Origin of the sequence: Bacillus sp. FSL K6-1003 (assembly GCF_037964945.1) — a bacterium.
Taxonomy (GTDB): Bacteria; Bacillota; Bacilli; order Bacillales; family Bacillaceae; genus Bacillus; species Bacillus mojavensis.
This window is the reverse complement of sequence record NZ_CP150176.1, coordinates 3,196,379-3,217,263: the sequence shown is the minus strand read 5'-3', so window position 1 is coordinate 3,217,263 and position 20,885 is coordinate 3,196,379. Positions and strand designations below refer to the sequence as shown.

Sequence of the window (20,885 nt, the reverse complement as noted above, 5' to 3'; positions counted from 1 at the left end):
CTATAGGTACGATAGCAAGGATGTAGTTGCTTTATGGAAGATGACAATAACAGCCAGTTTAGTCATTCTTCATGTTAGATGAACGGACAAACACGGTAAAGCTCTGTATATTTTTAAAATGAAAAAGATATATCCTATCGAAGATGGAATGGAATAAGGAATCGATACTGATAAAAGAGAAGATTCGCAACCTAAGAAAAGCACGTCCAGCAGTGATCAATGTGAAATCTTAAAATAAAAAACCGATCTCGAGTTGAAATCGGTTTTTTAATGCATATAAATAACCCAAACCTTGAACGATGTTGGGTGAATGTGCTATTATAAATTGTATTTGCCTGTTTTTATCATATATTAAATATATATCCAATTCTATTTTACCTTATTTCTTGTTCGTTTGTCAACTATTTTCTGGAGGTGCCGTTCATGAATCAGCATGATAAGGAATGGAAAGAAGAGCAGTCAAGAATAGATGATGTACTGCAGGAGCTCGAGAATAAAGAGCGGCTTCTCGAAACGTCTGCGGGCGGGTTAAAGCATGATATTATCAGATTACGAAAAAACTTCTGGGAAGATGTCACGGTTAACTTTGATGACGCCCATGAAGCTGTTGAAACGATGGCAAGCATTAAGCAGCAAGCAGAGCTGCTGTCTGATCGGGAACGGAATCATCGGCATATGGATCAGCAGCTCAAGCGAATTCATCAATTAAAAGCAACGCCTTATTTCGGCCGGATTGATTTTATTGAAAACGGCGACAAACAGGCGGAGCAGATCTATATCGGTTTAGCATCCTGTATGGATGATAAGGAGGAACACTTTCTGATTTATGATTGGAGAGCGCCGATATCAAGCCTTTACTATAATTATTCCCCAGGAAAAGCTGAATACGAGGTACCCGGTGAAACGATAGAAGGGGAAATGGTGCTGAAGCGCCAGTTTATCATTAAAAACGGCGCTCTCAAAGCGATGTTTAATACAGATATGACGATCGGAGATGAGATGCTCCAAGAGGTGTTAAGCCACCATTCTGATACACAAATGAAAAACATTGTGTCCACGATTCAAAAAGAACAAAATCAGATTATCCGAAATGAAAAAAGCAAATTTCTGATTGTGCAGGGTGCGGCAGGCAGCGGAAAAACGTCAGCGGCGCTCCAGCGTGTCGCTTATTTGTTATACAGGCACCGCGGTGTCATTGATGCCGGACAAATCGTTTTATTTTCCCCCAACTTTTTGTTTAACAGCTATGTCTCCTCTGTTTTGCCTGAATTAGGCGAAGAAAATATGGACCAGGCGACGTTTCAGGAATATATCGAGCATCGGCTTGGCCGCAAGTTTCAATGTGAAAGCCCCTTTGATCAGCTGGAATATTGCCTGACCAAAACAAAAGATGGCCGTTTTCAATCAAGGCTTGCCGGAATCACGTGGAAGGCAGGTTTATCTTTTCAGCAATTTATTGATGAATACGTCAGCAGGCTGTCTTCTGAAAGAATGATCTTTAAAAATATCGTTTTCCGCGAGCAAAAACTGATCACAAAGGAACAGGTCCAAGCATATTTTTACTCGCTCGATCAAAGCCAGTCCATTCCGAACCGAATGGAACAAACAGCGAATTGGCTTCTGAGTGAGCTTAACAAGCTGGAGAAAAAGGAACGGCGAAAGGATTGGGTCGTACAGGAAGCCGAGCTTCTCGACAAAGAGGAATATTTGGAAGTGTACAAAAAGCTGCAGGCAAGAAAACGGTTTAGTGAGAGTACATTTAACGACCATCAAAGAGAACAGCAGCTGCTTGCCGCCATGATTGTAAAAAAGGCTTTCAGCCCAATTAAACAGGCAGTCAGACAGCTGGCGTTTCTTGATGTCAAACAGCTGTATCTGCAATTGTTTTCTGACTGGGGAAGCAAATACCAAACGGATTCGACTGCGGCCATAGGGGAGCTGACAAGATCGGCATTTGGAGAAAATAAACTGCTCTATGAGGACGCGTCTCCATTTCTGTATTTGCAGGATTTGCTAGAAGGCAGAAAGAAAAACACGCAGATCAAACATCTATTTATCGATGAAGCTCAAGATTATTCTCCATTCCAGATGGCGTATATAAGGAGTAATTTCCCGTCTGCCAGCATGACAGTGCTCGGTGACATCAATCAGTCTATTTATGCCCATGCAATAAACGGTGCAGCGCGTATGGATGCCGGCTTTGAAGATGAGCAGGCTGAATGTGTCCGTTTAAAAAGAACGTACAGATCAACGAGACAAATTGTGGAATTGACAAAGGCGCTGCTTCAGGACGGGGCGGATATCGAGCCTTTTAACAGAGATGGGGAAATGCCCTGCGTGTTAAAAAGCGAGGGTCGCGAGGATCTTTGCCAAAAGCTTACGAAAGAAATTGGGCGCCTTAGAAAGAAAGGGCATGAAACCATTGCCGTTATTTGCAAAACGGCGCAGCAGTCAAGACAGGTACACGCTCAAATGAGCGAATATATCGATATTCGGCTGATTCATAAAGAAAACCAAACGTTTCAAAAGGGAGTCTGTGTTATTCCGGTTTATTTAGCGAAGGGAATTGAGTTTGACGCAGTACTTGTCTATGATGCCTCAGAAGAGCAATATAGAACAGAGCACGACCGCAGGCTGCTGTACACTGCCTGCACCCGGGCCATGCACGGGCTGACTGTATCTTCTATCGGTGAGCCAAGTCCGTTTGTGAGTGCTGTGCCCCCTCATTTATATAAGAATGCTGATTGAAAGAGAAGGGATACCTTCTCTTTTTTTCTTCATTTCAATGAGACAAAGGGTTTTATCATTAATAATCTTAATCGTTATCATCATGTAAATATATTTTACTTGCGGTGTGTCTTCCGGTAAAGTTCAATTAGATACTATTTCGATCAGTTTATACAATTTTGTGAGGTGGATACGTTGCAACTTCAGGTCATGAACAGTCCGTTTAATCAGGAGCAGGCAGAGCTCCTTAACCGCCTTCTGCCAACCTTGACAGAATCTCAGAAAATTTGGCTGAGCGGCTATTTATCAGCGCCATCTGTTTCCGTATTGGAAACAACGGGGGCGCCGGCTGCTGAGTCTGCGGGTGTAACGGCACCGGCCATTTCAAAAGAAGTCACCGTTCTTTACGGTTCACAGACGGGAAACGCACAAGGGCTTGCAGAGAACGCCGGCAAGCAGCTTGAGGAGCGAGGCTTTCAAGTCACCGTTTCATCTATGAGTGATTTTAAGCCGAACCAGCTCAAGAAAATTAACAATCTTCTGATTGTCGTCAGTACGCATGGCGAAGGCGAGCCGCCTGATAACGCACTGTCGTTTCACGAATTTTTGCACGGAAGACGGGCGCCTAAGCTTGAGGATCTTCGCTTTTCTGTTTTGGCGCTTGGTGACAGTTCATACGAATTCTTCTGTCAGACAGGAAAAGAATTTGATCAGCGCTTGGAAGAGCTTGGCGGGAAACGAATTTCTCCGCGCGTTGATTGTGATTTGGACTATGATGAGCCGGCTGCTGAATGGCTGGAAAGCGTATTTGAAGGCTTAAGTGAAGCCGAGGGCGGAAGCGCCGCGCCTGCGCCGGCAGCAGCGCCTCAAACTGGTGAATCTGCGTATTCAAGAACAAATCCGTTTCGGGCGGAAGTGTTAGAAAATTTAAATTTAAACGGCCGCGGATCAAATAAAGAAACACGCCATGTGGAATTGTCTCTTGAAGGATCAGGCCTTACGTATGAACCTGGTGACAGCCTCGGCGTCTATCCGGAAAATGATCCGGAGCTTGTCGATGCGCTGCTTCAGGAAATGAATTGGGATCCCGAAGAGATTGTGACGCTGAATAAGCAAGGCGATGTCCGTCCGCTGAAAGAAGCGCTGATTTCCCATTATGAAATTACTGTTCTCACAAAGCCGCTTCTTGAACAGGCTGCTCATTTGACGGGAAGCGAGGAGCTTAGAGAGCTTTTAGCACCGGGAAATGAGGGGAAAGTGAAAGCGTATATGGAAGGGCGCGATTTGCTTGATTTGATCCGGGATTATGGCCCGTTCAGTGTAACGGCGCAAGAATTTGTATCCATTCTTCGAAAAATGCCGGCCCGCCTCTATTCAATTGCGAGCAGCTTATCCGCAAACCCGGATGAAGTGCATTTAACGATTGGTGCAGTCCGGTACGACGCGCATGGCCGCGAACGAAAAGGCGTCTGCTCGATTTTATGCGCTGAGCGTCTGCAGCCGGGAGACACACTGCCGGTTTATGTCCAGCATAATCAGAACTTCAAGCTTCCGAAGGATCCTGAAACACCAATTATCATGGTCGGCCCTGGGACAGGCGTTGCGCCGTTCCGTTCCTTTATGCAGGAACGAGAGGAGACGGGAGCTGAAGGAAAAGCATGGATGTTCTTCGGTGATCAGCATTTTGTTACAGATTTCCTTTATCAGACAGAGTGGCAGAATTGGCTGAAAGACGGCGTGCTTACAAAAATGGACGTTGCGTTTTCACGCGATACGGAAGAAAAAGTGTATGTGCAGCACCGCATGCTTGAACAGAGTGCAGAACTGTTTGAATGGCTTCAAGAAGGAGCGGCTGTTTACATTTGCGGAGATGAAAAGCACATGGCACACGATGTCCATAACACCCTTTTAGAAATTATAGAAAAAGAAGGCAATATGACCCGTGAAGAAGCGGAAGTTTATCTTGCCGATATGCAGCAGCAAAAACGTTATCAGCGTGATGTATACTGATTTGACCTGAAAGGAGTTTTTCAACATGGTGATCAAAATCTTAAAAGCACCGGACGGCTCTCCAAGTGACGTCGAGCGCATTAAAGAAAAAAGCGATTATTTGCGCGGCACACTGAAAGAAGTGATGCTGGATCGGATCAGTGCGGGAATTCCGGATGATGATAACCGCCTGATGAAACACCACGGCAGTTATTTGCAGGATGACCGGGACCTCCGCAATGAACGCCAAAAGCAAAAGCTTGAACCGGCTTATCAGTTCATGCTGCGTGTCCGTATGCCGGGCGGCGTATCAACGCCTGAGCAATGGCTCGTGATGGATGATCTTTCACAGAAATACGGTAACGGCACCCTAAAGCTGACGACTCGTGAGACGTTCCAAATGCATGGGATTTTAAAATGGAACATGAAAAAAACCATTCAGACGATCCACTCGGCTCTTCTGGATACAATCGCAGCTTGCGGAGATGTAAACCGGAATGTCATGTGCACATCGAATCCTTACCAGTCTGAAATCCATTCTGAAGTATACGAATGGTCCAAAACATTAAGTGACGATCTCCTGCCTCGGACGAGAGCGTATCATGAAATTTGGCTTGATGAAGAAAGAGTGGCCGGCACACCTGACGCAGAAGAAGTCGAGCCAATGTACGGGCCGCTTTACCTGCCGCGGAAATTCAAAATCGGTATTGCGGTTCCGCCGTCAAACGATATTGATGTCTTTTCTCAGGATCTCGGATTCATTGCAATTGTGGAAGATGGCAAGCTTATCGGATTTAACGTGGCAATCGGCGGCGGTATGGGAATGACGCACGGCGACAAAGCGACATATCCGCAATTAGCCAAGGTAATTGGATTCTGCCGCCCTGAACAAATGTATGACGTTGCTGAAAAAACAATTACCATTCAGCGAGACTACGGAAACCGTTCCGTCCGTAAAAATGCCCGTTTCAAATACACAGTTGACCGCCTCGGTTTGGAAACAGTGAAAGAGGAATTGGAAAATCGTCTCGGCTGGAGCCTGGAAGAAGCGAAGCCGTACCATTTTGACCATAACGGCGACCGCTACGGCTGGGTAGAAGGCATTGAGGATAAATGGCATTTTACGCTGTTTGTCGAAGGCGGCCGCGTGACGGATTACGAGGATTATAAGCTGATGACAGGCTTGCGTGAAATTGCTAAAGTTCATACAGGTGATTTTCGTCTGACAGCCAATCAGAACTTGATTATCGGTAACGTTTCAAGCGAGAAAAAGGACGAAATCAACGCGTTAATCGACCAATACGGTTTAACTGACGGGAAGCATCATTCAGCGCTCCGTCGCAGCTCTATGGCATGTGTCGCACTTCCGACCTGCGGATTGGCAATGGCTGAAGCAGAACGTTACTTGCCGTCCCTTTTAGATAAAGTAGAAGAGATTATTGACGAAAACGGTCTTCGTGATGAGGAAATTACCATTCGCATGACAGGCTGCCCGAACGGCTGCGCCCGCCATGCGCTCGGAGAGATTGGATTTATTGGAAAGGCGCCTGGCAAATATAATATGTATCTAGGCGCTGCGTTTGACGGCAGCCGCTTAAGCAAAATGTACCGCGAAAATATCGGAGAAGAAGACATTTTGAGCGAGCTGCGCGTCCTGCTTTCCCGCTATGCGAAAGAACGCGAGGAAGGCGAGCACTTCGGTGATTTCGTCATTCGCGCCGGTATCATTAAAGCGACAACTGACGGCACGAATTTTCATGATTGATTATAGAGACGAGAGACAGGGAGGATTGCCCTGTCTCTTTTTCATTTTGCTTTACGGCAAAAAAGTTCACCATGAGCATATCATGAGAAAAAATACCCTAAAAAGGGTACTATAAAAGAAGACTAGTGTGGAGGAGACTCCTGCGGAATCCAGTATGGGATGTAAGGCCATCTTTTATCTTTTGCAAGCCTCAGCCTCTTCGGACAAATATTGATTAACTCATCATGCAGATACGCAACAGATTAAGGAGGTTATGCATTTGGACATATTTTTAGTCGTCCTTGTTTTACTGGCTATTATTGCGATTTCTAACATTGTCAATCGGTTTATCCCGTTTATTCCAGTGCCTCTGATTCAGGTGGCGCTTGGGATTATTGCCGCCTCATTTCCACAGGGGCTTCATTTTGAATTAAACACGGAATTGTTTTTCGTTTTGTTTATTGCGCCTCTTCTATTTAATGATGGAAAGAGGACGCCTCGGGCGGAGCTTTGGAATTTAAGAGCCCCCATTTTATTGCTTGCACTTGGCCTTGTATTTGCCACTGTGATTGTAGGAGGATACACGATCCACTGGATGATTCCTGATATTCCGCTGGCAGCGGCCTTTGGACTGGCAGCCATTCTTTCACCGACTGATGTTGTCGCTGTCAGCGCATTATCAGGAAGGGTGAAGATGCCCAAAGGAATTCTGCGCCTGCTTGAAGGGGAAGGACTGATGAATGATGCATCAGGTCTGGTTGCCTTTAAGTTTGCGATTGCCGCAGCGGTTACCGGGGCCTTTTCATTGGCCCAAGCAGCTGTCAGCTTTGTGTTTATTTCTGTTGGCGGCCTTTTGTGCGGGGTTGTGATTTCGTTCTTGATTATCCGCTTTCGTCTATTCCTGCGCCGCCTTGGCATGCAGGATGTCACGATGCACATGCTGATTCAAATTCTGACGCCGTTTGTGATTTATTTGGCAGCGGAGGAAATCGGTGTTTCCGGCATTTTAGCCGTTGTGGCAGGCGGTATTACGCATGCGGTTGAACAGGATCGTCTCGAATCGACGATGGTCAAGCTGCAAATCGTCTCATCGAGTACGTGGAATATTATTTTATTTATTTTGAACGGTCTTGTCTTTGTCATCCTTGGCACACAGATTCCGGATGTCATTTCCGTCATTTTTAACGATACAGCGATCAGCAACATGAAAGTGATCGGCTATATTCTGGTCATTACATTTACGTTAATGCTCCTCAGATTTCTGTGGGTGCTGTTCTTCTGGAACGGCAAGTGGTTCTTTAATAAAGATCAAACCATATATAAGCCGGGACTTCGTTCTACACTGTTAATTTCCATTTCTGGTGTGCGGGGAGCAGTTACGCTTGCAGGTTCATTCTCCATCCCATATTTCTTGGAAGACGGCACACCGTTTCCGCAAAGAAATCTGATTCTCTTTTTAGCCGCAGGCGTCATTTTATGTACGCTTGTCATTGCCACCGTTGTGCTTCCGCTTCTGACTGAAAAAGAAGAAGATGACGAAGAGAAAAATAAGAAGCTGCTGACGGCGAGACGCAAGCTGATTAAAACGGCTCTCAAAACGATTAAAGAAGGCATGAATGATACAAACAAAACGGCGTCTCTTGCGGTCATTGCTGAATACAATGAGAAAATGAAAAACCTTCGTTTTCAGCAATACACAACGTCAACCCGCATAAAAAAGTATGAACGGAAAATCCGCGCTCAAGGGATTAAAGCCGAGCAAGAAGAACTGATGAAACTGCTGGAGCGGGGAGACATCCCGGAAGAAACGGCAAACGCTCTGCAGGAACGATTTAATGAATTAGAAATTTTGTATGCCAACCCGTTTAAAGTCGGTTTATCAAAGACAAGGCTGAAACGGCTGATGCATTGGATTTTCTTCGGAGAGCATAAAAAGCCGGAGATGTCGATTTTAAACGAAGAGGGATTAATGAGAGCAACTAGAGTTAAAACGGCTAAAGCCGCGCTTGAACATTTGGAAAAGCATATACCGGAAGAACATAAGGAAGTATTTTTATCTGTCATCTCGTTTTATAAACAATTAATTTTCAGATTGAAGCACAGCCATCACGAACATAAATCGAGCGCCCATTTCGAAAATCAGAAGCTGGAAGTAAAGCTGAAGGCTGTGCAGGCGATCAGAAATGAGATTCAGACACTCTTTGAGGAGCGGGAAATTTCCCGGGACATCTCTCATGAGCTTCGCCAATATATTAATGATGTGGAAGCCGCAATGCTAGAAGGCGGCGAATAACTTCAAGAAAAAAGGCTGGCATCGGATGCCAGCTTTTTTCTATAGGTTAGGGACGATGGAATTCGACAGTGTTGTCATGCCGGTCAAACCAGCCTCTGAAGGCCCAGTTGATCCAGCCGCCGTCTCCTTTGTTTGTGAAGCTTCCGTCTTCAAATACCCAAATGCCGTACGTAATGCCGTCATAAACGGCCGAGCCGTAAAACTGCACACCATTTAAATGATCTTCATATTCCTGGCTTAAGTTAAAAACCATGACGTTATATTTTTGGCCGGATGCGTAGAAGGAAGATTCCATGAGATTTTTCACAAAACCATCGCGGTTCTGGGCTGATTTAATGGCATCTGAAATTTGGTTGGCAATTCCAAGCAAATCAAGGTTAACGTTTAAACCGACTTCTGCGGCAGCAGTTCCGGCGGTTGTTTTCTGTGAGATCTTCGGTGCGGGATTTTCCTCAGCAGAGGCAAGGGAAAAAGGGGCAATTGTCAAAGCGGCGCCAAGAGCAATAGTCATTGGGATACGAATACGTTTCAATTTGTTTCCTCCTCTATGTTTTTGTGGGCTACAGTATTCGCTTACCCTGCTCGCTGTCTAACTAATCTTATAATTGATAAAATAGGAAAAAATTAGCGGTAATGCTCATAATTTACTATGAGATGAAATTCATCCTTATGAAAAAAGAAGCAATAAGAGGCTCTTAAGCGTATTATTGGTATCTGCTGAGAGGAATGTGAGATAATATAGGCGCTTACATTTCAATGAAAGGGTGGATGTTCAAGTGGCAACAAGTTTAAAAGATACTGTAAAGCTACATAACGGAGTTGAAATGCCTTGGTTCGGTCTTGGCGTTTTTAAAGTAGAAAACGGCAGTGAAGCGACTGAATCTGTTAAAGCTGCGATTAAAAATGGCTACCGCAGCATTGATACAGCGGCTGTCTATAAAAATGAAGAAGGTGTAGGCATCGGCATCAAAGAATCCGGTGTTGCAAGAGAAGAGCTCTTCATTACATCAAAGGTATGGAATGAAGATCAGGGCTATGACACTACGCTTGCTGCCTTTGAAAAAAGCCTGGAAAGACTTCAGCTTGATTATTTAGACTTATATTTAATCCACTGGCCTGGCAAGGATAAATATAAAGATACATGGCGCGCGCTTGAAAAGCTGTATAAAGACGGCAAAATCCGCGCGATCGGCGTCAGCAACTTCCAAGTTCATCATTTAGAAGAGCTTTTGAAAGATGCTGAAATCAAACCGATGGTGAACCAAGTTGAATTTCACCCTCGTTTGACACAGAAAGAATTAAGAGACTACTGCAAAGCGCAAGGCATCCAGCTGGAAGCATGGTCTCCGCTTATGCAGGGTCAGCTGCTGGATAACGATGTGCTCACACAGATCGCTGAAAAATATAATAAATCTGTAGCACAAGTGATTTTGCGCTGGGATCTTCAGCATGAAGTTGTAACGATTCCAAAATCCATTAAAGAACACCGTATTATCGAAAACGCTGATATTTTTGATTTTGAATTGTCTCAAGAAGACATGGACAAAATTGATGCGTTAAATCAAGATGAACGTGTCGGTCCAAACCCCGATGAGCTTCTGTTTTAATCAAAAACTCCCCGTCTAAGTACGGGGAGTTTTTTCATGTGTTTTTTTCAGTTGAATCAAAAACAGCATCAGAAAGGAAATCACGATGATACAGATGACCCAAGCCCACGCAAGTGTGTTGTTGCCGGAATCCAAAGCCACATAAATGGCCGTCGGCAGTGTTTGGGTAACACCCGGGATATTCCCGGCAAACATCAAGGTGGCGCCGAATTCACCGAGCGCCCGCGCCAGGCTGAGGATGCTTCCGGTCAGCAATGATGGATATGCCAGCGGAATGGAGATATGGATAAACACCTTCCATCTGCTTGCGCCGTCTACCATTGCCGCTCCCTCTATATCAGGGTCAATATCGGAAAATCCAGTTTTGGCCGATTGATACATAAGCGGAAAAGCAACGATAGCAGAAGCAATCACAGCGGCCCACCAGGTGAAAATGACGGGCTGGTGAAAGATCCATTCGATCGCTTGTCCGATGAAGCTGTGCTTTCCAAAAATGACAATCAAAATAAAACCGACAACGGTGGGCGGAAGAACGAGAGGAAGCATAAAAATCGTTTCGAGTGCAGTTTTTCCGAAAAATGAAGCCCGCGCCATCCACGCTCCCGCCAATGTTCCGAGAATGATCACCGCGATTCCGGCGACCGCCGCCACTTGAAAGGAAAGCGCAACCGGCGTAAAAAATTCTGAAGTGCTGATGTTATGCAGCAGTAAAACCATACTTCTCAAACACTTTCATCGCTTCATCTGTTTGCAGGTAATCGTAAAATTCCTTCGCTTCCTTATAGTGTTTCGTATCTTTTACAATTCCTAACGGATAAACAATCGGGCTGTGTGTGTCAGCTTTTGCCTCGTCGACGATTTTGACTTTCTTAGAGATCAGCGCGTCCGTTTTATAAACGACGCCTGCGTCTACATTGCCTGTTTCTACATATGAAAGAACCTGGCGAACGTCTTTTCCGTAAACGATCTTATCTTTTATTTTGTCCCATAGAGACAGCTTTGTCAGTGATTCTTTTCCATAAGCTCCTGCCGGCACGGATTCCGGGGTTCCAAGAGCGATTTTTTCTGAATCAGTCAGATTGTCGAAGCTTTTGACAGGTGAATCTCCGTCTTTTGGCACGACCAGCACAATTTCATTTCCGACTACATCAGTGCTGTCTTTTTTAGCGATATCCCCATCATCTACAAGCTTTTGGAATTTGTCCTCAGCGGCTGAGAAGAACAGATCAGCCCCGGCTCCTTGAGAAATTTGCTTTTGTAAGGCGCCTGATGAGCCAAAGTTATCTTGGATCGTAATATTGTGATGGGCTTTCTCATAATTCTTTTGAATTTCCTCGAGTGCATCCTGGGCACTGGCAGCTGCTGAGACAGTTAAGGTCACTTCTTTCTCATTGTCACTTGATGACTGGCTGGCAGAGCAGCCTGATGCAAGCAGAAAAACAGTTAATGCTGCGGTCAGAATGGAATACTTCTTAAACATGATTGCACCCCTTATGTTTAGTTATATCTAATTATAACGGATTATGTTTGAGTTATGTGGGTTTTTATACATTCTCCGAAAAGGTATAATGAAATAGGAGAGTGATGATAATGAATGAAACCTCTTCCTATACGATAGAAGAAGTTGCTGGTCTGCTGAAGGTATCAAAGCTGACCGTTTATGATTTGATTAAAAAAGGCATGATCCCTGCTTACCGTGTCGGAAGGCAGATGCGTGTCGATGAAGCAGATTTAAAGCAATATAAGGCAAACATGAGGATGTCTCAGCCTGTGTCTACACACGAAGAGCCAAGAAAGGCACAGGAGCCGATGCCGGAGGGCAGGCAGAATGTCGTTATCAGCGGACAGGATATATCGATGGATCTGCTCAGCAAGCATTTGGAAAATGCCATTCAAGAGACGCCGCTCCGCCAATACAAAGGCAGCTTAAACAGCCTGATTGACATGTACCAAGGCAAATGCGACATTGTCAGCCTGCATCTGTACGATGCGGAAACCGCTCAATATAACACGCCTTATGTCAAACGCATTCTGTCAGGCGAACCGTTTTGTCAGATGAATGTTGTTCTTCGCAAAGCCGGCCTATACGTTCAAAAAGGAAATCCAAAAAATATACAAGGCTGGAATGACCTGAAACGAACTGACATCCGCATCATCAACAGAGAAAAAGGATCGGGCGCAAGAGTGCTTCTTGACGAACAGCTTGGTCTGCTTGGTGTGACGCCTTCAGATGTCAAGGGGTACAGTGACACTGTGACTGATCATTATGCTGTTGCCTCCCAAGTCTCAAGCGGACAGGCAGACGCGGGAATCGGGGCGCAGCACGCGGCACATATGGGAAGCGTTGATTTTATCCCGCTCATCGAGGAGCAATACGACGTTGTCATTTTGAAAAAACACCAGCAGCTGCTTAAAGCTGTAAAGAGCATCTTGAAATCGGAAGACTATAAGGCCAACCTGTCTCATCTCAATGGCTATCAAACGAAGCTGACAGGCAAAGTGATATACGAAACATGAAAAAAATCCCTCTTAGAGGGATTTTTTTATTGACCATAAAAACGCAGAAGGTCTCCGTTTAACATTTTATCAGAGAGAGACAGCTCTTCATTTGCTTTTTCCTTATAGGGAGTGCATGCATCTTGGTTTTCTAACACTTCTCCTGTTTTTTGGCTGTAGCATGTGTTTTTCGTATACACATAGTCGTTCGTGATAAAGCTGCCGTTTCTCAGCACGGCAAATGGCGTTCGGTCGTTTGACAGCAAATCATTGCCGAACTGAATATCACCTTTTGTATTGATTCCGAGCAGGTGCATCAGGGTCGGCCTAACGTCAACCTGCCCTCCGGCATCGGAGATTGTTTCCGGATTTTGATCAGTGATTCCAGGAATATGAATAATAAACGGCACCCGCTGAAGCTGAACGGTGTCATACGGCGTAATGTCACTTTTTCCTAAAAACTCTGCCAGGGCTTTATTATGAGCTTCTGAGATGCCGTAATGATCTCCCATAAAGACAATCATCGAGTTTTCGTATAAGCCTTCATCCTTGAGCTTTTTGATAAAATGCTTCAGTGCTTCATCCTCATAGCGAACCGTCGTCACATAGCGGTTTAACAGGTCGCTGCTTGAATCATATTCATCAATCAGCTGATCCTTTTCGTCAATTTCAAACGGAAAATGGTTCGTCAATGTGATGAAATTGCTGTAGAACGGCTGCGGCAGGCTTTTCAGTTTACCAGCTGACTGTTCCAGAAATTCCTTATCCTTTAAACCCCAGCCTGTTGAGGTTTCAGGAGTCACATGGAATTCATCGACATCAAAAAAGCGGTCAATCCCAAACGTTTCATACATCACATCTCTGTTCCAAAATGTCTTATGATTGGCGTGAAAGACGGCTGAATAATAATCATGCTGCTTGAGTGATTTGTACATCGTATGAAATTGATGGTCGCTTTTCGTAAAAAAGACGGCGCCGCTTAGGGAAGGGTATAGAGAGTTAGCGACGATAAATTCCGAATCAGACGTTTTGCCTTGCTCTGTTTGCTGATAAAAATGATCAAAGGTATAGCTCTTTTTCATCAGGTCATTCATGAACGGGGTAATTTCTTTTCCGTTTACCTTTTCATTCAGAACAAAGCTTTGAGTCGATTCAAGCGTCACAAAAATCACATTCCGTCCCTTTGCCAGTCCGAACTTGCTTTGATTGGGCTTGCTGTAGTCAGCCTCAGTGTAGTTTTTAATTGTAGAGAGGCTGTCTTCATCGGCAAATGCCTTCGCACTCATATTGACAGTCTGAGAAATGGTATCGTAGATGTGAAACTGAAACAGACCAATACTTTTGACGAGCACTTCCCGGTCGAAGGAATGGGCCAAGAGCTTCGGCTGTTCAATTTCGGCAAGCCCCAGCGTACATATAAGAATCCCGCAGGAAGCGGCATAGTACCGTTTGACCGTACGGGGGTTCGCTTTTGACTCCGGTCTCTTTTCTTTTCTGGAGAGCAGCAGAAGAAAAGTCAAATCCGCAAACAGAGCGATGAACAAAGGATTGAACAGCTCTTTTACACTGCTGCCCATATCGCTCATGTTGCTTGCCTGAAACAAAACCGGGATGGTGATAAAATCGATATAAAAGCCGTAAAAAATCGTGTTGGAGATCAAAATGGCAGTCAGAACCAAATTGGCAATCAGCAAAAAGATGCGCTGCTTGCTGCCCTGTAAAAGCAGGCCAATTCCAAATAGAGGGAGTATGAAGCTAAGCGGATTGATCAGCAGAATCAGCTCCTGTAATAGAGAGTCGGTCTGCAAATCAAAGCCCAGTTTATAGATCACATAAGTTTTGATCCACATGAATAAGATGGATAAACTTAAAAAACGCTGATTGTGAAAAAGGGTTCCTTTCATCAATTTATAACTCCTCACGTTTTCTTGAACATCTGCCATGAGATGCTTCTTATGTAAAACCTACTAAAAACAGTCTTCTTAGACAAGCTTCAGCACTCGGTTTAAAACATGCGCCCATGGAACAGCATATAAAAATAATAGCATGATGCTATTGTCAGACCGGCCAACACAAGCTGTTCGGAAAAACTGCCTGTCTTCATATACAGCGGCAGCCGTATGCGAATGGTTGAAGGGAATAACAATTTGATGCCATTCACTGTCCAGGCATCCAGAACCAAGTGGCTTGCCATTCCAATCATCAGCCCTGCTGATATGTTTTTATCTGGAATATATGTAGCTGTGATAAAAAACATGATGAGAAGAAACAGCAGGCTGTGGGTAAAGGTGCGATGGCCAAATACGGAACTTACTATTTTCGATAAGATAGGAAATCTTCTTCCGATTTTACTTTGTGTGTGGCAGATGTCGGGAATTAATGCGCCAACCGCGCCGGACGCCGCCATGAGTACTGGGTCAAATCCATAATAATAAGCTGCTGCGGTACAAGAAGCGATGCCTCCCATGATGTGTGTTTTTCCTGTCATTTCCCCGCTTCTCCTTTATGTTTTGCAAAAATCTCTGAATTACAAATATATCAAGAGAATGTATGTTTGAGCAACAGAACTTTGGCCGATAAAAAAATGAGCCGCATAATTTTCTGAGAAAAAGGCATCTTAAAGATGTACCTATTTTCTAAAAGAGGTGATACGAATGGCTTTCTTTAATAAAGATAAAGGGAAACGATCTGAAAAAGAAAAAAACGTAATCCAAGGAGCTCTTGAGGATGCCGGTTCAGCTCTTAAAGATGATCCGCTTCAAGAAGCTGTGCAAAAAAAGAAAAATAATCGCTAATCGCATGCGGATAGGGCTTGGCTCTATCCGCATTTTCCATCTGTTCCCTTTGACAGATCATTCTTTCTTTGATAACCTTCTGGAGTAACTGAATAAATAAATCCTCACTCTTTCTCAGTGAGGTAGAGGTTGCGCGGATGATGAGTCACACATGCCAGGCTGACAGGAGCTGTTAAACATGTGTAAAAGGCATCAGCGCCGAAGTGTGGAGAAAGCCGATCCTTCTCTATGCTGGGACTGTATCTGAATAAGTGCAGGACTGCCGCGTGCTTTTTCGCGGAGGGCTATCCGGAGATCAAGGGTGTGTGTTTCTTTAAGCATGGACTTTTGTTCAGGCTTTTTTTGTATTTACATGATCTCGGGTTCTGGTCCGTACAAAGAATCATTGGAGGTACTGGAATGGAACAGACAAAAAAATGGGGTTTTTGGTTATTAACGGCGTTTGTCGTTGGAAATATGGTTGGATCGGGAATTTTCTCCCTGCCGAGTTCGCTTGCTTCGATTGCAAGTCCGCTTGGCGCCACGTCCGCCTGGCTTTTGACAGGTGCTGGCGTGCTGATGATTGCGCTTGTCTTCGGGCACTTGTCGATTCGCAAGCCTGAGCTGACAGCGGGGCCGCAAAGTTACGCGAGAGCGCTGTTTTCTGATCCGAAGAAAGGGAACGCTGCCGGATTCACAATGGTGTGGGGCTACTGGGTGGCGAGCTGGATTAGTAACGTGGCGATTATCACAAGTCTCGCCGGTTACTTGACTTCGTTTTTCCCGATCTTAGTTGATAAACGTGTACTGTTTGCTGTCGGCAGCCAAGAGGTGACACTCGGCCAATTGCTGACGTTTGCTGTATGTACGATTTTGCTCTGGGGAACGCACACGATTCTTGTTGCAAGCATTAACGGTGCAAGTAAATTAAACTTTATCACAACGTTTTCGAAAGTATTAGGTTTTGTTTTCTTTATCATTGCCGGATTGTTTGTGTTTCAAACGACATTATTCGATCATTTTTATTTTCCGGTTCAAGGTGAAAATGGCACAACCATTGGCATCGGCGGACAGGTTCACAACGCCGCCATTTCTACTTTATGGGCGTTTGTCGGAATTGAATCAGCAGTGATCTTGTCTGGACGCGCGCGTACTCAGCGTGATGTCAAACGTGCAACAATCACAGGGTTGTTGATCGCGTTAAGCATCTACATTATAGTGACATTGATCACGATGGGTGTTCTGCCGCACGATAAACTTGTCGGATCTGAAAAACCGTTCGTTGATGTGCTGTATGCGATTGTCGGAAACGCAGGAAGCGTGATCATGGCACTACTAGCGATTCTTTGCTTATTCGGAACGATGCTCGGCTGGATTTTGCTTGGCTCTGAGGTTCCATACCAAGCTGCTAAAGCAGGCGATTTTCCGGCGATCTTTGCGAAAACGAATAAAAAGGGAAGCCCGGTTATTTCTCTGATCATTACAAATGTGATGTCACAGGTCTTCATATTCTCTGTTATTTCCCGGACAATAAGTGACGCATTTACGTTTTTAACGACAGCAGCGACACTTGCGTATTTAATTCCGTATTTAGTGTCTGCGATCTACAGTCTAAAGCTGGTTATAAAAGGCGAAACGTATGATCAGCTGAAAGGCTCCCGCGTAAAAGACGGATTGATCGCGTTGTTAGCGTGTGTATACTCATTGTTTGTTATCGTAACAGGAACTGCCGATTTAACGACATTTATTCTCGGTATCGGTTTGTTCTTTGTCGGTCTGGTGATTTATCCGTTTGTGATTAAGAAATTCTCGAAAGAAAAACAAGCATAAAAAAAGACACCTGACAATTTAGTCAGGTGTCTTTTTTAGAAAGTGTTATTACTCCCGTTACGAATCCCATACACAAAATAGCTGACAGGAACGCGCTTCGCATGAATGGAGTAAGAAAATATGCGATGTGATTCAATATGAGGTGCTCCGGCTTGTCGGTTTCTTTGCAAAATAGAAAAGAGCCGCAGATCAGTGCGGCTCTTTGTTTATTTTGTTAAGCTTTCTGTGATAAATTTCAGCTGTCCTTCTAGTGAAATTGGGTCTGTGAAATAGAAGCCGATTGGGTCAATTTTATAGACATGATCATTTTTGACAGCATCGAGGTTTTTCCAAATGGAACTGTCAAATACGCCGCCGTCATCTCCGCCTGATTGCCATGGACCCGCGAAAATGTAATCTCCGGCGAAGTCAGGGAGCTTTTCTAAAGAAATGCTGGTATATCCTGGACCTTGGTCAATGGCTTTTTCCTTTGTCAGCTTTGTGGCCTGTAAACCAAGATCTTTGTAGACGATGCTTCCGCCTCTTCCGAAATCTTTACCGAATACATAAATGTCCTTGCCGTTTGTTTGCATAATGGAAACTGTTTTGTCACCGATGACTTTTTGAATTTTTGTTTTGGCTGCCGCTACTTTTTTGTCCCATTCGGCAAGCCACTCCTCCGCTTTATCTTCCGTTCCTGTCATTTTTGCAAATTCTTTCAGCTGTTCAATGTTGTCGAGCTTATCGTATTTCACCGCAACAGTTGGTGCGATTTTTTCAAGCTTTTTAATATCGGCGCCTTGTGTTGTCCAAACGATGATCAGGTCAGGCTTTAAATCAATCACTTTTTCAACAGAAGTGCCGTCTCCGATATTTGTGACTCCGTCGGTTTTACCTTTGTAGTAAGGGTTTTTAAATACATTTTCAGGTGCACCGACGACGTTGATGCCCAGTGTTTTGAAGTCTCCGTAGTAGCCGTCAGCCATGACAACCACCCGTTTAGGATGTTTAGGAATTTTCACATTTCCGTTTTCAGCCTTGTATGTAACGGTTTCTTCGTCTTTTGAATCAGAGGAAGAGCCTTTGCTTTCTGAATTATTTCCGCAGGCTGCCAGCGCTGCAATCAATAAAAGAGCAAAAAAAGCGGCGCCAAGCTTCTTGTATGTATGGGTCATATCTCATACCTTCTTTCAAAAAATAGATGATAAAGAGAATCATTATCATCTGTGATTATACCATCACAAGTGCCAGTTGGCACGATATTTTTGCATTTATATTCTCATTTTTATCAAAACGCTCTATTAAATCAGCGGAAAAAAGTGATATACTGAAACAGCAATTGATAATCATTATCATTATCGAAAGGAAGTACGGCTGTTGAGTCACATGAAAAATAAACAGATGATATCAGATGAAGAAATTCAATGGACATCCCGGTCGTTAGGTGCGGTCATTGTGCTTGTTGCGGGGTTATGTTTCCTATGCTTCGGGGCGATGCTGTCCATTTCTCTCGGTGCTGCGGATATCCATTTACGGACTGTGTGGGACGCTATCTTTCATTTTCAGCCAAATGAAACCTCACACCAAATTATACACGATCTTCGGCTGCCAAGAACGGCTGCTGCCGCACTTGTCGGCGCATTGTTAGCCGTGTCTGGGGCGATCATGCAGGGCATGACAAGAAACCCATTGGCGGAGCCTTCTATCATGGGGATAACATCTGGCTCTGCTTTTGCCATTTCAATTGCGTTTGCTTTTTTTCCAGGGCTTTCAGCCATCGGGCTTGTGCTGTGGTCCTTTGCGGGTGCGGGACTGGGGGCATCAACGGTATTGGGCATCGGCATGTTTTCCAGAGGCGGTCTCACGCCTGTAAAGCTTGCTCTTGCCGGAACAGCCGTCAGTTATTTCTTTACGGGCATTTCAACAGCAATTGCGCTCCGTTTTGATGTAGCACAGGATGTCAGCTTTTGGTACGCAGGCGGGGTAGCGGGTGTGAAATGGTCAGGCGTACAGCTGCTGGTTATCGCAGGAGCTGTCGGTATAACGCTTGCGTTTATCATTGCCCGGTCTGTGACGGTGTTAAGCCTTGGTGACGATCTGGCGAAGGGGCTTGGGCAGTATACATCTGCGGTAAAACTGGTTGGGATGCTTGTCGTTGTGGTGTTGACCGGTGCTGCTGTTTCCATTGCCGGCACTATTGCGTTTATTGGACTGATCATTCCTCATATCACAAGGTTTTTGGTAGGGGTTGATTATCGGTGGATCATTCCTTGCTCGGCGGTGCTTGGGGCTGTTTTGCTTGTTTTTGCTGACATTGCGGCCAGACTCGTGAACGCGCCGTTTGAAACGCCTGTCGGCGCTCTGACCTCTCTCATCGGTGTTCCCTTTTTCTTTTATTTGGCACGTCGTGAAAGGAGAGGGCTGTAATGAAAACAAAAACGAAAAAACCTCTTGTTGTGATAGCGGTGACTTTACTGCTGATCGTGCTTGTCTTTTTTATCAGTCTGAATCTGGGTGTCATAAAAATTGCTCCATTGCAAACGCTCAAGGTCTTTTTCGGCCAAGGGACGGCGCGGGATGAGCTTGTCTTATTTGAGTTCAGGCTGCCGCGAATAGCTTTGTCGTTGCTTGTTGGGGCGGGTATCGCTGTTGCCGGAGCCATTTTGCAAAGCGTGTCTCAAAATGATTTGGCTGAACCGGGTATTCTCGGGATTAACGCCGGGGGTTCGCTTGCTGTTGTGCTCTTTATTTACTTTTTTCAAGGGTCGGCATCAGATCTGGGCTTCTTAGGGACGTTTATGCTGCCGTTCAGTGCTCTGGCAGGCGCGTTCCTCGCTGCGTTTCTCATTTATCTTCTGGCTTGGAAAAAAGGTGTGACTCCGATTCGGCTGATCCTGGTCGGCATCGGTGTGAATGCGGGGTTTAATGCCCTTTTGCTGATTTTTCAGCTCAAAATGGACCCGCATGACTTTATGCAGGCTGCGGTTTGGATATCAGGCTCGATATGGGGGGCCAATTGGAACATGATCTGGGCGGTACTCCCCTGGATTGTGATTTTGCTTCCTTTTACTTTATATAAAGCACGCTATCTGAACATTTTACAGCTGGGAGACCAATTAGCGACCGGCCTTGGCACTGCTGTTGAAAAGGAAAGACGGATTCTCCTTCTGGCAGCGGTCGCTCTTGCCGCATCCTGTGTGGCAGCTGCAGGAGGCATCGCGTTCCTCGGATTAATCGCACCGCATGTGGCAAGAAGGCTTACCGGTCCCCGCCATCAGACGCTTATACCCGTTTCCGCCTTTATCGGCGCGTTTCTGTTTCTGCTGGCTGATACGCTGGCGAGAAATGTATTGGCACCATCAGAAATTCCGGTCGGACTTGTCATCTCCGTTTTAGGTGCGCCTTACTTTGTTTATTTATTGATGAAATCGAATTGAGGAGGGGAC

Annotated in this window: 16 protein-coding genes and 1 riboswitch; of the genes, 10 read left to right on the top strand and 6 right to left on the bottom strand. The window is 45.0% G+C overall.

Annotated elements, in window-relative coordinates:
* Positions 1 to 423: 423 nt before the first annotated feature.
* The 4 genes from helD (at position 424) to NSU16_RS16460 (ending at position 8,753) form a co-directional block, all read left to right on the top strand.
* The gene (helD, locus tag NSU16_RS16475; RefSeq protein ID WP_339191519.1) at positions 424 to 2,748 is read left to right on the top strand and encodes an RNA polymerase recycling motor HelD; all 2,325 of its coding nucleotides are present in this window, start codon (positions 424 to 426) and stop codon (positions 2,746 to 2,748) included.
* Between the two features lie 174 nt (positions 2,749 to 2,922).
* Entirely contained in the window at positions 2,923 to 4,737 is a 1,815-nt protein-coding gene (locus tag NSU16_RS16470; protein ID WP_339191517.1) for an assimilatory sulfite reductase (NADPH) flavoprotein subunit, read from the top strand.
* Positions 4,738 to 4,762: 25 nt separating this feature from the next.
* The gene (cysI, locus tag NSU16_RS16465) at positions 4,763 to 6,481 is read left to right on the top strand and encodes an assimilatory sulfite reductase (NADPH) hemoprotein subunit (RefSeq protein WP_339191516.1); all 1,719 of its coding nucleotides are present in this window, start codon (positions 4,763 to 4,765) and stop codon (positions 6,479 to 6,481) included.
* 259 nt (positions 6,482 to 6,740) lie between these two features.
* Positions 6,741 to 8,753 (top strand): Na+/H+ antiporter, encoded by a 2,013-nt coding sequence (locus tag NSU16_RS16460; protein WP_168748735.1) that lies wholly within the window; start codon positions 6,741 to 6,743, stop codon positions 8,751 to 8,753.
* Positions 8,754 to 8,799: 46 nt separating this feature from the next.
* On the opposite strand, the gene yvgO is transcribed toward NSU16_RS16460, so the two are convergent.
* A complete protein-coding gene (gene yvgO / locus NSU16_RS16455) occupies positions 8,800 to 9,285 on the bottom strand; it encodes a stress response protein YvgO (RefSeq protein ID WP_010331869.1) in 486 nt (161 codons plus the stop codon).
* 244 nt (positions 9,286 to 9,529) lie between these two features.
* On the opposite strand from yvgO, the gene pgoN reads away from it, so the two are divergent.
* On the top strand, positions 9,530 to 10,360 hold the full coding sequence (gene pgoN, locus NSU16_RS16450; RefSeq protein ID WP_010331868.1) for a glyoxal/methylglyoxal reductase: 831 nt from the start codon (positions 9,530 to 9,532) through the stop codon (positions 10,358 to 10,360).
* A 15-nt stretch (positions 10,361 to 10,375) separates the two neighbouring features.
* Here the strand turns inward: pgoN and modB are convergent, their stop codons facing one another.
* Together modB and modA are read right to left on the bottom strand one after the other, a co-directional pair.
* Complete coding sequence (gene modB, locus NSU16_RS16445; RefSeq protein WP_168748734.1) at positions 10,376 to 11,086, bottom strand: molybdate ABC transporter permease subunit; 711 nt, start codon at positions 11,084 to 11,086, stop codon at positions 10,376 to 10,378.
* Entirely contained in the window at positions 11,058 to 11,840 is a 783-nt protein-coding gene (gene modA, locus NSU16_RS16440; RefSeq protein ID WP_268471570.1) for a molybdate ABC transporter substrate-binding protein, read from the bottom strand. Before modA ends, modB begins: the two co-directional genes overlap by 29 nt.
* Positions 11,841 to 11,950: 110 nt before the next feature.
* Between modA and NSU16_RS16435 the strand changes: the two genes are divergently transcribed.
* On the top strand, positions 11,951 to 12,877 hold the full coding sequence (locus NSU16_RS16435; RefSeq protein ID WP_268471569.1) for a substrate-binding domain-containing protein: 927 nt from the start codon (positions 11,951 to 11,953) through the stop codon (positions 12,875 to 12,877).
* Between the two features lie 26 nt (positions 12,878 to 12,903).
* On the opposite strand, the gene NSU16_RS16430 is transcribed toward NSU16_RS16435, so the two are convergent.
* Entirely contained in the window at positions 12,904 to 14,760 is a 1,857-nt protein-coding gene (locus NSU16_RS16430) for an LTA synthase family protein (protein ID WP_339192707.1), read from the bottom strand.
* Between the two features lie 101 nt (positions 14,761 to 14,861).
* Positions 14,862 to 15,344 carry a metal-dependent hydrolase gene (locus NSU16_RS16425; protein ID WP_024122827.1) on the bottom strand — a complete coding sequence of 161 codons (483 nt, stop codon included), beginning with the start codon at positions 15,342 to 15,344 and terminating at the stop codon, positions 14,862 to 14,864.
* A gap of 166 nt (positions 15,345 to 15,510) precedes the next feature.
* On the opposite strand from NSU16_RS16425, the gene sspJ reads away from it, so the two are divergent.
* The gene (gene sspJ / locus NSU16_RS16420) at positions 15,511 to 15,651 is read left to right on the top strand and encodes a small acid-soluble spore protein SspJ (RefSeq protein ID WP_010331863.1); all 141 of its coding nucleotides are present in this window, start codon (positions 15,511 to 15,513) and stop codon (positions 15,649 to 15,651) included.
* 115 nt (positions 15,652 to 15,766) lie between these two features.
* A riboswitch (Lysine riboswitch) is annotated at positions 15,767 to 15,946 on the top strand.
* Positions 15,947 to 16,050: 104 nt separating this feature from the next.
* Positions 16,051 to 17,460 carry an amino acid permease gene (locus NSU16_RS16415; protein WP_268471568.1) on the top strand — a complete coding sequence of 470 codons (1,410 nt, stop codon included), beginning with the start codon at positions 16,051 to 16,053 and terminating at the stop codon, positions 17,458 to 17,460.
* A 206-nt stretch (positions 17,461 to 17,666) separates the two neighbouring features.
* Here the strand turns inward: NSU16_RS16415 and NSU16_RS16410 are convergent, their stop codons facing one another.
* Complete coding sequence (locus NSU16_RS16410; protein WP_268447212.1) at positions 17,667 to 18,614, bottom strand: iron-hydroxamate ABC transporter substrate-binding protein; 948 nt, start codon at positions 18,612 to 18,614, stop codon at positions 17,667 to 17,669.
* A 202-nt stretch (positions 18,615 to 18,816) separates the two neighbouring features.
* Between NSU16_RS16410 and NSU16_RS16405 the strand changes: the two genes are divergently transcribed.
* Positions 18,817 to 19,866 (top strand): iron ABC transporter permease, encoded by a 1,050-nt coding sequence (locus NSU16_RS16405; protein WP_268471567.1) that lies wholly within the window; start codon positions 18,817 to 18,819, stop codon positions 19,864 to 19,866.
* A complete protein-coding gene (locus NSU16_RS16400) occupies positions 19,866 to 20,876 on the top strand; it encodes an iron ABC transporter permease (protein ID WP_339191513.1) in 1,011 nt (336 codons plus the stop codon). The genes NSU16_RS16405 and NSU16_RS16400 overlap by 1 nt, the downstream gene beginning before the upstream one ends.
* Positions 20,877 to 20,885: the final 9 nt, after the last annotated feature.